Here is a 13860-nt window from a genome sequence, read left to right on the forward strand (position 1 = left end):
CGAACGATCAAAAGGGGCGTCCGGGCGAATGCCCCTGCCGAGCGCGGCGAGGCGGGCGCATGAGTCCTTCTGACTTCGGCGAGTTCGCCCCGCTCGCAGACGGATTCGGCGACCCGAGCGACCCGGGCAACCGGCCGGCCAGGCTGGCCGTCGGCGTGGTCGGCACCGGCCGGGTCGGCCCCGCGCTGGGCGCCGCGCTGCAGCTCGCCGGGCACACCGTGATCGCCGCCTCCGGGGTCTCCGCCGCCTCCCGCCGCCGCGCCGAGTCGCTGCTGCCGGGCGTGCGGATCGTCACCCCGCCGCAGGTCATGGCCGCCGCCGACCTGGTCCTGCTGACCGTGCCGGACGACGCGCTGGCCGACCTGGTGACCGGCCTCGCCGCCACCGGCGCCGTCCGCCCCGGGCAACTGCTGGTGCACACCTCCGGCGCGCACGGCGTCGGCATCCTGGAGCCCGCCACCCGGGCCGGGGCGCTGCCGCTGGCCCTGCACCCGGCGATGACCTTCACCGGCACCTCCGTCGACCTGGCCCGGCTGGCCGGCTGCCCGTTCGGCGTGACCGCCCCCGAGGAGCTGCGGCCGGTCGCCGAGGCGCTGGTGGTGGAGATGGGCGGCGAGCCCGAATGGGTGCCCGAGGAGGTCCGCCCGCTCTACCACACCGCCCTCGCGCACGGCGCGAACCACCTGGTCACCCTCGTCGCCCAGGCGATGGACCTGCTGCGCACGGCCGGCGTCGCCGAGCCCGGCCGGATGCTCGGCCCACTGCTCGGCGCGGCCCTGGACAACAGCCTGCGCTCCGGCGACGCGGCCCTCACCGGCCCGGTCGCCCGGGGCGACGCGGGCACCGTACAGCGCCACCTGGTGCAGCTCAGTACGGTGTCCCCGGACATCCCGGCGGCGTATCGTGCAATGGCCCGCGCCACCGCCCAGAGGGCGGTGGCCAACGGGACTCTCTCGACCGACACTGCGGCCGCGCTTCTCGACATTCTGAACGAGGAGAAGCCTGGTGACTCCTCCCCGGCCTGAGCCGGGGCTTCTCACTCGGCCGCCGAAGCGGCCTCATGACGGACAAGCCCTGCCCGATGCGTTACCGCACGGGACGGAGCGCAACAAGACGGCGGCAGAGCGCGCAGCCGAATGAACGAAGGAGCGCAGGAATGGCGGGCAAGGCCCAGCGAAGCAAGCCCCAGCGGACGCCGAAGGTCCACCGGGCCGTCGTCACCCGCACCGTGGACGACTTCGAGGCCGCGTTCTGGCCGGACGAGCGGCCGGTGGACAACGCCGTCGTGATGACCATGGGCGCGCTGCACGAGGGCCACGCCGCGCTGATCCGGGCCGCCCGCAAGCAGGTCGGCCGGGAGGGCCGGGTCGCGGTGACGGTCTTCGTCAACCCGCTGCAGTTCGGCCCGTCCGAGGACCTGGAACGCTACCCGCGCACCCTCGACGACGACGTGCGGCTGGCCGAGGAGAATGGCGCCGACGTGGTCTTCGCGCCCTCCGTCGAGGAGGTCTACCCGAACGGCGAGCCGCAGGTGCGCCTGGCGGCCGGCCCGATGGGCGAGCGCTTCGAGGGCGCCACCCGCCCCGGCCACTTCGACGGCGTGCTGACCGTGGTCGCCAAGCTGCTGCACATCACCGACCCGGACTTCGCCTTCTTCGGCGAGAAGGACGCCCAGCAGCTGGCGGTCATCCAGCGGATGGTCGCCGACCTGGACTTCGACGTCGAGATCGTCGGCGTGCCGACCGTCCGTGAGGAGGACGGCCTGGCGCTGTCCTCGCGCAACCGCTACCTCTCCGAGGAGGAGCGCACCCGCGCCCTCGTCCTGTCCAAGGCCCTGTTCGCCGGCCGGGACGTCGCCGCGCAGGGCCCGAAGGCCGTGCGCGAGGCAGCCTCGGCTGTCCTGGACGGCGCCGAGGGTGTCACCCTTGACTACCTCGCCCTGATCGACCCGCACGACTTCTCGGAGGCGGCGGACGACTTCCAGGGCGCGGCGGTGCTGGCCGTCGCCGCGAAGGTGGGCTCGACCCGCCTGATCGACAACGTCCACGTCATCTGCCGCTAGGCGGATGACCGTCAAGCACAGAACCGTTCGCTGAACCGGTAGCACGAACCCCTTCTAGGCATGCACTCACTGGAGGCGTGACCCCATGCTCCGCACCATGCTCAAGTCCAAGATCCACCGGGCCACCGTGACCCAGGCCGACCTGCACTACGTCGGCTCCGTCACGGTGGACGAGGACCTGCTCGACGCCGCCGACCTGCTCCCCGGTGAGCTGGTCCACATCGTCGACATCAACAACGGCGCCCGGCTGGAGACCTACACCATCGCCGGCCCGCGCGGCACCGGCGTGATCGGCATCAACGGCGCCGCCGCCCGTCTGGTCCACCCCGGCGACCTGGTCATACTCATCGCCTACGGGCAGATGGACACGGCCGAGGCCAAGGGCTACGAGCCGAAGATCGTCTTCGTGGACGAGCACAACCGGATCACCGGCCTGGGCGGCGACCCCGCCGAGGCCCAGGAGGGCACCGGACTGCTCCGCGGTGACCAGGCGTACGGTGGCGACGGCGCGGCCGCCGCGGCCACGCGCTGAAGGAGCCACTGAGCCATGTCCGTTACGCATCGCCTCACCGCCCCGGCCCCCGGCTGGACCGCCACCGCCGACGTGGTCGTGGTCGGCTCCGGGGTCGCCGGTCTCACCGTCGCCCTCAACGTCCGCAAGGCCGGCCTGCGGGCCATGGTGGTCACCAAGGCGGTGCTGGACGAGGGTTCGACCCGTTGGGCCCAGGGCGGCATCGCGGCCGCCCTGGGCGAGGGGGACACCCCCGAGCAGCACCTGGACGACACCCTGGTGGCCGGTGCCGGGCTCTGTGACGGGGACGCCGTACGCACCCTGGTCACCGAGGGCCCGGGCGCCGTCCGCCGGCTGATCGGGGTCGGCGCCCTGTTCGACCGCGACGAGGCCGGCGAGATCCTGCTGACCCGCGAGGGCGGCCACCACCGCCGCCGGATCGCGCACGCGGGTGGAGACGCGACCGGCGCCGAGATATCGCGCGCCCTGGTCGCCGCCGTCCGCACCGACCCGGGCATCGAGCTGATCGAGCACGCGCTCGTCCTCGACCTGCTGACCGACGCCGAGGGCCACGCCGCCGGACTCACCCTGCACGTGATGGGCGAGGGCCAGCGCGACGGCGTCGGCGCCGTCCGGGCCCGCGCGGTGGTGCTCGCCACCGGCGGCATGGGCCAGGTCTTCTCCGCCACCACCAACCCGGCGGTCTCCACCGGCGACGGCGTGGCGCTCGCGCTGCGGGCCGGCGCCGCGGTCACCGACCTGGAGTTCGTCCAGTTCCACCCGACCGTGCTGTGGCTCGGCCCGGACGCCGAGGGCCAGCAGCCGCTGGTCTCCGAGGCCGTCCGCGGCGAGGGCGCCCACCTGGTGGACGCGGACGGCGTCCGCTTCATGGTCGGGCAGCACGAGCTGGCCGAGCTGGCTCCGCGCGACATCGTCGCCAAGGCAATCACCCGGCGCATGCAGGAGCAGGGCGCCGAGCACATGTTCCTGGACGGGCGGCACTTCGGTGCCGAGATGTGGGAGCACCGCTTCCCGACCATCCTGGCCTCCTGCCGCGCGCACGGCATCGACCCGGTCACCGCGCCGGTCCCGGTCGCCCCGGCCGCGCACTACGCCTCCGGCGGCGTGCGGACCGACCGGCACGGCCGCACCAGCGTCCCGGGCCTGTACGCCTGCGGCGAGGTCGCCTGCACCGGGGTGCACGGCGCCAACCGGCTGGCCTCCAACTCGCTGCTGGAGGGCCTGGTCTTCGCCGAGCGGATCGCTGCCGACCTGACCGAGCGGCACCGCGCCGGCGACCTGCCCGAGCGCACGGTGGACGTCGCCGCCGCCAGGGCCGCGCAGCCGGTGCCGCTGCCGCCCTCCGAGGCACGGGCCGAGATCCAGCGGCTGATGTCGCGCGGCGCGGGCCTGCTGCGCTCGGCCGCCTCGATGGCCGACACCGCGACCGGGCTGGCCCTGATCGCCGAGCAGGCCTACGCGCACGTGGCCGAGGAGAAGCCGGCCGACCCCCGGGTGGAGACCTGGGAGGCCGCCAACCTGCTGCTGGTCGCCACCGCGCTGGTCGCGGCCGCCGCGCAGCGCGAGGAGACCCGCGGCTGCCACTGGCGCGAGGACTTCCCCGAGCGCGACGACGCCCACTGGCGGCGCCACCTGATCACCACCCTGACCGCCTCCGGCGATCCCGTCAGCACCCCTGAGGAGCAGTAGAACCATGACCCACTCCCACGAGGAACTCCCCCTGGCCGACCAGGCCGGCGGCTGCGGCGACGGCTGCGCCTGCGGGGACGGCGAGGGTTACGAGACCGGCCTGGACCCGCAGCTGGCCGAGCTGCTGGAGCAGGCCGGGCTGGACCCGGTCGAGGTCGAGGACGTCGCCACCCTGGCGCTGGCCGAGGACCTGGCCGGCGGCGAGGACGTCACCTCGGTGGCCACCGTGCCCGCCGACGCCGTCGCGACCGCCGACTTCACCGCCCGCGAGGCCGGTGTGGTGGCCGGTCTGCGGGTCGCCGAGGCGGTCGTCTCGCTGATCTGCGAGGAGGAGTTCGAGGTCGAGCGGCACGTCCAGGACGGCGACCGGGTCGAGGCCGGCCAGGTGCTGCTGTCGGTCCGCTCCCGCACCCGCGACCTGCTGACCGCCGAGCGCAGCGCGCTCAACCTGCTCTGCCACCTGTCCGGCATCGCCACCGCGACCCGGGCCTGGGCGGACGCCCTGGAGGGCACCGGCGCGGTGGTCCGGGACACCCGCAAGACCACCCCCGGCCTGCGCGCGCTGGAGAAGTTCGCGGTGCGCTGCGGCGGCGGCGCCAACCACCGGATGGCGCTCTCGGACGCCGCCCTGGTGAAGGACAACCACGTGGTGGCGGCCGGCGGCGTGGCCGAGGCCTTCCGGGCCGTCCGGGCCGCGTACCCGGAGCTGCCGGTCGAGGTCGAGGTGGACGACCTGGAGCAGATCCCGCCGGTGCTGGAGGCCGGTGCGGACCTGATCCTGCTGGACAACTTCACCGTCGAGCAGCTGAAGGAGGCCGTCGCGCTGGTGGCCGGCCGGGCGAAGCTGGAGGCCTCCGGCGGACTGACCCTGGTCAGCGCGCGCGAGGTCGCCCAGACTGGTGTCGACTACCTGGCCGTGGGCGCGCTGACCCACTCCTCGCCGATCCTGGACATCGGCCTGGACCTGCGCGCCTGACCGTCAGGTCGAGAGCAGACCTGTCCCGACTCGCAGAAAGCGCCCCATGCTCCTCACCATCGACGTCGGCAACACCCAGACCACGCTCGGCCTGTTCGACGGCGAGGACGTGGTGGAACACTGGCGGATCTCCACCGATCCGCGCCGCACCGCCGATGAACTGGCGGTGCTGCTGCAGGGGTTGATGGGCAACCACACCGCGGTCCGGGAGGCCTCGGTGGAGGGCCTGGCGATCTGCTCCTCCGTTCCCGCCGTGCTCCACGAGCTCCGCGAGGTGACCCGCCGTTACTACGGCGACGTCCCCGCGGTGATCGTGGAGCCCGGCGTGAAGACCGGGGTGCACGTCCTGATGGACAACCCCAAGGAGGTCGGCGCGGACCGGATCGTCAACGCGCTGGCCGCCAACCACCTGTACGGCGGCCCGTGCATCGTGGTCGACTTCGGCACCGCGACCACCTTCGACGCCGTCAACGCCCGCGGCGACTACGTCGGCGGGGCGATCGCCCCCGGCATCGAGATCTCGGTCGAGGCGCTCGGCGTCCGGGGCGCCCAGCTGCGCAAGATCGAGCTGGCCCGGCCGCGCAACGTGATCGGCAAGAACACCGTCGAGGGCATGCAGTCCGGCATCCTCTACGGATTCGCCGGGCAGGTCGACGGCCTGGTCGAGCGGATGGCCCGGGAGCTGGCCAAGGACCCGGACGACGTTCAGGTGATCGCCACCGGCGGCCTCGCGCCGCTGGTCCTCGGCGAGGCAACCACCATCGACGTGCACGAGCCCTGGCTGACGCTGGTCGGCCTGCGCCTGGTGTACGAGCGCAACCGGCCGAGCTGACCCTCCGCCGAGGCCCCAATGGAGGGGAATTCCGCGCGACGTTACCGACAAATCGGATATTCCTCACGTAGTGTCAACCCATGCCTACGCCACACGGATCGCGCGGCGGCATGGCCTTCAGCGCCGACGAAGTCCGCGTGCTGCGCCGAGCCCTCGCCCAAGCCCTGCACCCCGCCGTCCCCGTCCACTTCCAGGAGCCCGACCGGACGGCGTTCGCCGGGCCGGGCGCCGAGCTGTGGGCGGAGGACGTCCAGGACGCCCTGCGCCTGACCGAGGCGATCGACGAGGCCGTCCAGGAGGGCGGCCGACTGCGCGCCTTCCTACTCGCCGACCTCGGCCGCTACCGCTCCGCCCTGCCCGGCAGCGCCCCCGGCTACCTGGAGCGCCTGGAGGAGGCCGTGGCCGGCGGCTACCTGCCCGGCCCCGAGGACCTCACCGCACTGCGCGGGCTGACCCGTCAGCCCTGCGGCCACGGCGAGCGGGCCCGCCGCTCCCGGCTGGCCGGGCGCTGCCACGCGCTGGCCGAGGCCGCCGTCCGCGAACGGCTCGCCCTCACCACCGGGCAGCCGCGCCACCTGGTGGCCGTACCGAACCCCGCCGCACCACCGAGCAGTCACCCCACCCCTGTAGGAGGACGGACCACGATGAGCAGCACCGACTCCCGCGACTCCCGCCCGGAGCAGCCCGCCGCCGCGCAGACCCCGACCCGCCCGCACCGGATGCCCACCCCGGCCGAGATCTTCGGCCGGCGCCCCAAACCCCCGGCCCGCCCCACCACGCCGACCGACGAGACCCCGGAGGAGACCGAACTCCGCACCGGCACCGGCTGAGCCGACCGCGCCCCCGAGGGGAGACCGTCGCCACGGTCTCCCCCGTCCATGTGTCGACCGTCTCGTCGGCGGTCTCCCCTCGCCGGTAATCCGGTCGCGGAGCACGGTGTACGGCTGGCTACCCTTGTGGGGTGAGCGATCAGAGCCTTTTTCCCGCGACCGACGACCTTCCCGAGCAGATGCGCGTCCGGCGCGAGAAGCTGGACCGGCTCCGGGCGGCCGGTGTCGACCCGTACCCGGTCGGATTCCCCCGCACCACCACCATCGCGGACCTGCGTGCCAAGCACCCGGACCTCGAACCCGACACCGCGACCGGTGAGCGGGCCGGCATCACCGGCCGGGTGATCCTCTCCCGCACCGGCGGCAAGCTCTGCTTCGCCACCCTGCGCGACGGCACCGGCGACCTCCAGGTGATGTTCTCCCTGGACAAGCTGGGCGCCGAGCGGCTGGCCGCCTGGAAGTCCGACATCGACCTCGGCGACCAGGTCGGCGTCGAGGGCGAGGTGATCACCTCCAAGCGCGGCGAGCTGTCGGTGATGGTGGACCGCTGGGAGCTCACCGCCAAGTGCCTGCGCCCGCTGCCGGACAAGCACAAGGGGCTGACCGACCCGGAGGCCCGGGTCCGCCAGCGCTACGTCGACCTGATCGTGAACCCCGAGGCCCGGGAGATCCTGCACCTGCGCAGCAAGGTCGTCCGCTCGATCCGCCGCACCTACGAGGACCGCGGCTTCATCGAGGTCGAGACCCCGATGCTGCAGCCGGTGCACGGCGGCGCCAACGCCCGTCCGTTCAAGACGCACATCAACGCGTACGACATCGACCTCTACATGCGCATCGCCCCCGAGCTGTACCTCAAGCGGCTGGTGGTCGGCGGCGCCGAGAAGGTCTTCGAGATCAACCGCAACTTCCGCAACGAGGGCGCGGACGCCACCCACAACCCGGAGTTCACCTCGCTGGAGTCGTACGAGGCCTACGGCGACTACAACACCCAGGCCGAGCTGATCCGCGAGACGATCATCAACGCCGCCCGGGACGCCCTGGGCACCACGGTGATCAAGGGCGTGGACGCACACGGCGTGGAGCACGAGATCGACCTGGCCGAGCCGTGGGAGGAGGTCAGCGTCTACCCGGGCATCTCCGCCCACCTGGGCGTCGAGGTCACCCCGGAGACCGGCGTCGAGGAACTGCGCAAGCTCGCCACCGACCACGACATCCCGTTCGAGAAGAACTGGGGCCACGGCCAGATCGTGCTGGAGATGGTCGAGCGCCTGCTGGAGGAGAACGCCGTCCGGCCGACCTTCATCAAGGACTACCCGACCGAGGTCTCCCCGCTGACCCGCCAGCACCGCTCGGTCGCCGGCGTGGCCGAGAAGTGGGACCTGGTGATCTTCGGCACCGAGATCGGCACCGCCTACTCCGAGCTGATCGACCCGGTCGAGCAGCGCACCCGCTTCACCGCGCAGTCCCTGCTGGCGGCCGGCGGTGACGTCGAGGCGATGCAGTTGGACGAGGACTTCCTGCGCGCGCTGGAGTACGCGATGCCCCCGACCGGTGGCCTCGGCCTCGGCGTGGACCGCCTGATCATGCTGCTGACCGGCAAGAACATCCGGGAGACCGTGCTCTTCCCGCTGGTGAAGCCGGAGTCGAAGGCTTCCGCCGCGACGGCGGAGAAGACCGAGGAGGAGTGACCTGATGGACTACGTCAGCGCGATCGTGCCGCCGCTGGTCATGGCGATCGGCTTCGGATTCCTGGTGCGGGCCATCTTCCGCAGCCAGGGCGGGGCCCAGAGGGCCAAGGAAGACATCGACTGATCCCCCAGGGCGCCCGGGGCCTCCCCGGGCCTCGGGGGACCTTCCCGGGGCCTTCCCGCGAACGGACCCGCGACTGACGCCGTCAGCCGCCGCAGAACGACCCGCGCGCCGCCATTCCCGATTCCCCGGGGGTGGCGGCGCGCCGGTTTGGCGCACTTCACAAGATTTGCCCCATTCACTCCCTATCCTGGCCGCACTATGGTCCGGCAACTCGGCGAACTTGAGAACGCCATCATGACCCGGGTGTGGCGGTGGAACCGACCGGTGACGGTTCGCGAGGTTCTCCTGGATCTGCAGTCGGAACGCGAAATCGCGTACACCACGGTGATGACCGTCCTGGACAAGCTGCACAGAAAGGGCTGGCTGCGCCGTGAGCGGGTCGGCCGGGCCTATCGATATGAACCGGTCTCCTCGCGCGAGGCGTACACGGCAGCCCTGATGAACGACGCATGGGCCACCAGTGACAATCCGGCGGCGGCCCTGGTGCACTTCTTCGGCCTGATGTCGCCGGAGCAACGCGAGGCACTCCGGGACGCCTTGCGGGTGGCCGCTCTGTTCCCGTCCGATCCGCCCGCCGCGGATTCCGCGGACGGCCCTCCGGATAGTGCCGGACCGGATACCGGGGAGACCGGACCGGGGACGACGCGATAACGTCCCGCCATGGAGGTCACCATCCGCCGCGCGCGGACCACGGACGTGCGGGCCGTACGCGGGCTCATCGACGCCTACTCGCGCGACGGCATTCTGCTCGACAAGCCCACTGTCACACTGTTCGAATCCGTCCAGGAGTTCTGGGTCGCGGAACGCGACGACAACGGCGCGGTAGTGGCCTGCGGTGCCCTGCACGTGATGTGGGAGGACCTCGCCGAGGTCCGTACGCTCGCGGTCGATCCGTCCTGCCGGGGCTTCGGGATCGGGCATCTGCTGTTGGAGAAGCTGGTGCAGACGGCACGCTGGCTGGGCGTCCGTCGGATTTTCTGCCTGACGTTCGAGGTTCCGTTCTTCGCGAAACACGGTTTCGTCGAGATCGGCGAGCTTCAGGAAACCGATGATGGTACGACAGACCCGGCGGCGATCGCTACGGACGTCTATGAAGAACTCCTCCGCTCGTACGATGAAGGTGTCGCGGAGTTCCTTGACCTGGAGCGGGTGAAGCCCAACACACTGGGCAACTCGCGCATGCTGCTGCACCTCTGAGCGGCTCCGTGCCGGTCAAGGGTTTGTGTTTTCCGGAGAAAGGCGCTTTCCTTTCCTTAGGCAATGGGTCGTTTAGTGGAAAGGGAAGCCCGTGGCACAGAGGGTGCAGGTCATTCTTGAAGACGATCTCGAAGGCGGTTCGGCGGACGAGACGGTGACGTTCGCGCTGGACGGCGTTGCCTACGAGATCGACCTGAAGAGCGCCAACGCGGACAAGCTGCGCGGTCTGCTGGCGCCCTACGTGGAGAAGGGCCGCAAGCAGAGCGGCCGACTCGCCGGCTCCCGGCGTCCGGGCCGCGGCGCCGCGGCGCGCCCGTCCGGCAGCGCTCCCGACACCGCGAAGATCCGCGCGTGGGCCAAGGAGCAGGGCATGGAGGTCAACGACCGCGGCCGGGTGCCGAGCAACGTCCGCCAGGCCTACGAAGAGGCCAACGCGTCCTGACCCCCACGCCGCCGGCCCGCCGGAGCGGGGGCGGGGCCCCGGCGACCGCGTACGGCGCCGACGACACACGCGCGGGGCGCGGAGGAGGCTCCTCCGCGCCCCGCGGCGCGTTCCCGGACGGCCGCCGCGCCACCGGCACCGGGGTCGTCCGGGGCGGCGGGCTCGGGCGGCGGAACAATCGCGAGCTGTGCAACGCTGGTAGGAGCGAAGCGGTAACGCGGACACCACCGGGATGGCGTACCGGCTCTCCCGGCCACCGTTGAACCACCGTCACCGCGGCCCGACTTCTCGCCAGGCGAACACCGTCACCGCGGAAACTGCGCGAGAACCGCCTCGATACCGGGTATGAATGCAGGTGGACGGGTTCTTGGACCCGTCCAGGGGCAGTACGGCTGACCGGCCGGAGAGGGTCCGGCTCCGCCCCGGCGGCTCTTGTTCGCCGATGGCGTAGCGGTTTCCGGTGCATCCGGCCCACCAGTGGGAACACCGATTCCCAGCATCAGGTTGGGATTGGTGTCGGCTGGTCGCGCAGCATCTCGCTCCTCTACCGGGGAGTGAATCCGTGGGCCGCGCCGCTGAGCGGGACTAGCATGCGGAAGGACAGGGCGGGGACGGACCCCGAACTGCCCGACCGCTCTGAGGAGCGATAAACGATGTTCGAGAGGTTCACCGACCGCGCGCGGCGGGTTGTCGTCCTGGCTCAGGAAGAAGCCCGGATGCTCAACCACAACTACATCGGCACCGAGCACATCCTCCTGGGTCTGATCCACGAGGGCGAGGGCGTCGCCGCCAAGGCCCTGGAGAGCCTCGGGATTTCCCTTGAGGCCGTACGCCAGCAGGTCGAGGAGATCATCGGCCAGGGCCAGCAGGCCCCGTCCGGCCACATTCCCTTCACCCCCAGGGCGAAGAAGGTCCTGGAGCTGTCGCTCCGGGAGGCCCTGCAGCTCGGCCACAACTACATCGGCACCGAGCACATCCTGCTCGGCCTGATCCGCGAGGGCGAGGGCGTCGCCGCCCAGGTCCTGGTGAAGCTGGGCGCCGACCTCAACCGGGTGCGCCAGCAGGTCATCCAGCTGCTGTCCGGTTACCAGACCGGCGGCGGCAAGGAGTCGGCCACGGCCGGCGGGCCCGCCGAGGGCACCCCGTCGACCTCGCTGGTCCTGGACCAGTTCGGCCGCAACCTCACCCAGGCCGCCCGCGAGGCCAAGCTCGACCCGGTCATCGGGCGCGAGAAGGAGATCGAGCGGGTCATGCAGGTGCTGTCCCGCCGCACCAAGAACAACCCGGTCCTGATCGGTGAGCCCGGCGTCGGCAAGACCGCCGTGGTCGAGGGCCTGGCGCAGGCGATCGTCAAGGGCGAGGTCCCGGAGACGCTCAAGGACAAGCAGCTCTACACGCTGGACCTGGGCGCCCTGGTGGCCGGCTCGCGCTACCGCGGTGACTTCGAGGAGCGCCTGAAGAAGGTGCTCAAGGAGATCCGCACCCGCGGCGACATCATCCTGTTCATCGACGAGCTGCACACCCTGGTCGGCGCGGGCGCCGCCGAGGGCGCCATCGACGCCGCCAGCATCCTCAAGCCGATGCTGGCCCGCGGCGAGCTGCAGACCATCGGTGCCACCACCCTGGACGAGTACCGCAAGCACCTGGAGAAGGACGCCGCGCTGGAGCGCCGCTTCCAGCCGATCCAGGTCGCGGAGCCCTCGCTCCCGCACACCATCGAGATCCTCAAGGGTCTGCGCGACCGCTACGAGGCCCACCACCGGGTCTCCATCACGGACGCCGCCCTGGTCGCCGCCGCCACCCTGGCCGACCGGTACATCTCGGACCGCTTCCTGCCGGACAAGGCGATCGACCTGATCGACGAGGCCGGCTCCCGGATGCGCATCCGCCGGATGACCGCGCCGCCGGACCTGCGCGAGTTCGACGAGAAGATCGCCGACGTGCGCCGCGAGAAGGAGAGCGCGATCGACGCGCAGGACTTCGAGAAGGCCGCGTCCCTGCGCGACGACGAGAAGCAGCTCCTGCAGGCCAAGGCCAAGCGTGAGAAGGAGTGGAAGGCCGGCGACATGGACGTCGTCGCGGAGGTCAACGAGGAGCTCATCGCCGAGGTCCTGGCCACCGCCACCGGCATCCCGGTCTTCAAGCTGACCGAGGAGGAGACGTCCCGTCTGCTCCGCATGGAGGACGAGCTGCACAAGCGCGTCATCGGCCAGAAGGACGCCATCAAGGCGCTCTCCCAGGCCATCCGGCGCACCCGTGCGGGCCTCAAGGACCCGAAGCGCCCCGGCGGTTCGTTCATCTTCGCCGGCCCGTCCGGCGTCGGTAAGACCGAACTGTCCAAGACGCTGGCCGAGTTCCTCTTCGGCGACGAGGACGCGCTGATCGCGCTCGACATGTCCGAGTTCTCCGAGAAGCACACCGTCTCCCGGCTGTTCGGCTCCCCGCCCGGATACGTGGGCTACGAGGAGGGCGGCCAGCTGACCGAGAAGGTCCGCCGCAAGCCGTTCTCGGTCGTCCTCTTCGACGAGGTCGAGAAGGCCCACCCGGACATCTTCAACTCGCTGCTGCAGATCCTGGAGGACGGTCGCCTGACCGACTCCCAGGGCCGCGTGGTCGACTTCAAGAACACCGTCATCATCATGACGACCAACCTCGGCACCCGGGACATCTCCAAGGGCTTCAACCTGGGCTTCGCGGCCACGGGTGACACCCAGACCGGGTACGAGCGGATGAAGGCGAAGGTCGGCGAGGAGCTCAAGCAGCACTTCCGCCCCGAGTTCCTGAACCGTGTCGACGACATCGTGGTGTTCCACCAGCTGTCCGAGGACGACATCATCCAGATCGTCGACCTGATGATCGCCAAGGTGGACGAGCGGCTCAAGGACAAGGACATGGGCCTGGAGCTCAGCGTCGAGGCCAAGAAGCTGCTGGCCAAGCGCGGCTACGACCCGATCCTGGGCGCCCGTCCGCTGCGCCGCACCATCCAGCGCGAGATCGAGGACCACCTCTCCGAGAAGATCCTCTTCGGTGAGCTGCGGGCCGGCCACATCGTCGTCGTCGACGTCGATGGCGAGGGCAAGGACGCCAAGTTCACCTTCCGCGGCGAGGAGAAGTCGGCCGTCGCGGACACCCCGGCCGCGGTTGCCTCGTCCGGTCCGGACCTGACGAAGTAAGGCAACATTTAACAGACAACTTCACAGCCACCGAGCCCCCGGCGTTCACGCCGGGGGCTCGGTGCGTTCGGGGGCGGACGACCCCGCCGTCGACCGGGTCGGGGAGGAGCGGCCTCCCGACCGGCTGGTGCGGGTGCGTCCCGTTTCTCAGCAAGCTTTAATCGGCGCACGGTTGACACACCGTCGGCTGATGTGAAGTCGGGAGGATAGCGCCGTGACCATGTCATGGTCAAGGTCTATCTTTTGCAGCCGCACTTCGGTCAAATGACGTCCACCTGTCTTTCATATTGGTTTACCGGGCCTTGGCCAAGAGTC

The 13860-nt window shown here is 71.1% G+C and carries 12 protein-coding genes; all 12 read left to right on the top strand.

What is annotated here, in order from left to right; all coding sequences use genetic code 11:
* The first annotated feature begins 59 nt into the window (after positions 1–59).
* The 12 genes from ACWC9T_RS11755 to ACWC9T_RS11810 all read left to right on the top strand — a co-directional run bounded on the left by ACWC9T_RS11755 (position 60) and on the right by ACWC9T_RS11810 (position 13545).
* Positions 60–1025, top strand: a complete 966-nt coding sequence (locus ACWC9T_RS11755) for a Rossmann-like and DUF2520 domain-containing protein (protein ID WP_449820875.1) — start codon at positions 60–62, stop codon at positions 1023–1025.
* Between the two features lie 131 nt (positions 1026–1156).
* A complete protein-coding gene (panC, locus tag ACWC9T_RS11760) occupies positions 1157–2062 on the top strand; it encodes a pantoate--beta-alanine ligase (protein ID WP_449820876.1) in 906 nt (301 codons plus the stop codon).
* 85 nt (positions 2063–2147) lie between these two features.
* A complete protein-coding gene (gene panD / locus ACWC9T_RS11765; RefSeq protein ID WP_355672093.1) occupies positions 2148–2594 on the top strand; it encodes an aspartate 1-decarboxylase in 447 nt (148 codons plus the stop codon).
* A gap of 15 nt (positions 2595–2609) precedes the next feature.
* Entirely contained in the window at positions 2610–4283 is a 1674-nt protein-coding gene (locus tag ACWC9T_RS11770; protein ID WP_449820877.1) for an L-aspartate oxidase, read from the top strand.
* A gap of 4 nt (positions 4284–4287) precedes the next feature.
* Positions 4288–5259, top strand: coding sequence for a carboxylating nicotinate-nucleotide diphosphorylase (gene nadC / locus ACWC9T_RS11775; protein WP_449820878.1), 972 nt, complete (start codon positions 4288–4290; stop codon positions 5257–5259).
* A 46-nt stretch (positions 5260–5305) separates the two neighbouring features.
* Positions 5306–6091 (top strand): type III pantothenate kinase, encoded by a 786-nt coding sequence (locus ACWC9T_RS11780; protein WP_355672096.1) that lies wholly within the window; start codon positions 5306–5308, stop codon positions 6089–6091.
* 80 nt (positions 6092–6171) lie between these two features.
* On the top strand, positions 6172–6921 hold the full coding sequence (locus ACWC9T_RS11785; RefSeq protein WP_449820879.1) for a hypothetical protein: 750 nt from the start codon (positions 6172–6174) through the stop codon (positions 6919–6921).
* 131 nt (positions 6922–7052) lie between these two features.
* On the top strand, positions 7053–8609 hold the full coding sequence (gene lysX / locus ACWC9T_RS11790) for a bifunctional lysylphosphatidylglycerol synthetase/lysine--tRNA ligase LysX (RefSeq protein ID WP_449820880.1): 1557 nt from the start codon (positions 7053–7055) through the stop codon (positions 8607–8609).
* A gap of 322 nt (positions 8610–8931) precedes the next feature.
* The gene (locus ACWC9T_RS11795; protein WP_449820881.1) at positions 8932–9384 is read left to right on the top strand and encodes a BlaI/MecI/CopY family transcriptional regulator; all 453 of its coding nucleotides are present in this window, start codon (positions 8932–8934) and stop codon (positions 9382–9384) included.
* Positions 9385–9393: 9 nt separating this feature from the next.
* Complete coding sequence (locus ACWC9T_RS11800; protein ID WP_387618514.1) at positions 9394–9930, top strand: amino-acid N-acetyltransferase; 537 nt, start codon at positions 9394–9396, stop codon at positions 9928–9930.
* 91 nt (positions 9931–10021) lie between these two features.
* Positions 10022–10372, top strand: coding sequence for an Lsr2 family protein (locus ACWC9T_RS11805; RefSeq protein ID WP_396248355.1), 351 nt, complete (start codon positions 10022–10024; stop codon positions 10370–10372).
* Positions 10373–11025: 653 nt separating this feature from the next.
* Positions 11026–13545, top strand: coding sequence for an ATP-dependent Clp protease ATP-binding subunit (locus ACWC9T_RS11810; RefSeq protein ID WP_449820882.1), 2520 nt, complete (start codon positions 11026–11028; stop codon positions 13543–13545).
* The last annotated feature ends 315 nt before the right edge of the window (positions 13546–13860 follow it).

The sequence above is a fragment of the Kitasatospora sp. NPDC001159 genome, assembly GCF_053598235.1.

Excerpts from the sequence above, each read along its gene's own strand:
- ACWC9T_RS11755 (WP_449820875.1), top strand. The coding sequence starts at position 60 with ATGAGTCCTTCTGACTTCGGCGAGTTCGCCCCGCTCGCAGACGGATTC.
- panC (WP_449820876.1), top strand. The coding sequence starts at position 1,157 with ATGGCGGGCAAGGCCCAGCGAAGCAAGCCCCAGCGGACGCCGAAGGTC.
- panD (WP_355672093.1), top strand. The coding sequence starts at position 2,148 with ATGCTCCGCACCATGCTCAAGTCCAAGATCCACCGGGCCACCGTGACC.
- ACWC9T_RS11770 (WP_449820877.1), top strand. The coding sequence starts at position 2,610 with ATGTCCGTTACGCATCGCCTCACCGCCCCGGCCCCCGGCTGGACCGCC.
- nadC (WP_449820878.1), top strand. The coding sequence starts at position 4,288 with ATGACCCACTCCCACGAGGAACTCCCCCTGGCCGACCAGGCCGGCGGC.
- ACWC9T_RS11780 (WP_355672096.1), top strand. The coding sequence starts at position 5,306 with ATGCTCCTCACCATCGACGTCGGCAACACCCAGACCACGCTCGGCCTG.
- ACWC9T_RS11785 (WP_449820879.1), top strand. The coding sequence starts at position 6,172 with ATGCCTACGCCACACGGATCGCGCGGCGGCATGGCCTTCAGCGCCGAC.
- ACWC9T_RS11795 (WP_449820881.1), top strand. The coding sequence starts at position 8,932 with ATGGTCCGGCAACTCGGCGAACTTGAGAACGCCATCATGACCCGGGTG.
- ACWC9T_RS11800 (WP_387618514.1), top strand. The coding sequence starts at position 9,394 with ATGGAGGTCACCATCCGCCGCGCGCGGACCACGGACGTGCGGGCCGTA.
- ACWC9T_RS11810 (WP_449820882.1), top strand. The coding sequence starts at position 11,026 with ATGTTCGAGAGGTTCACCGACCGCGCGCGGCGGGTTGTCGTCCTGGCT.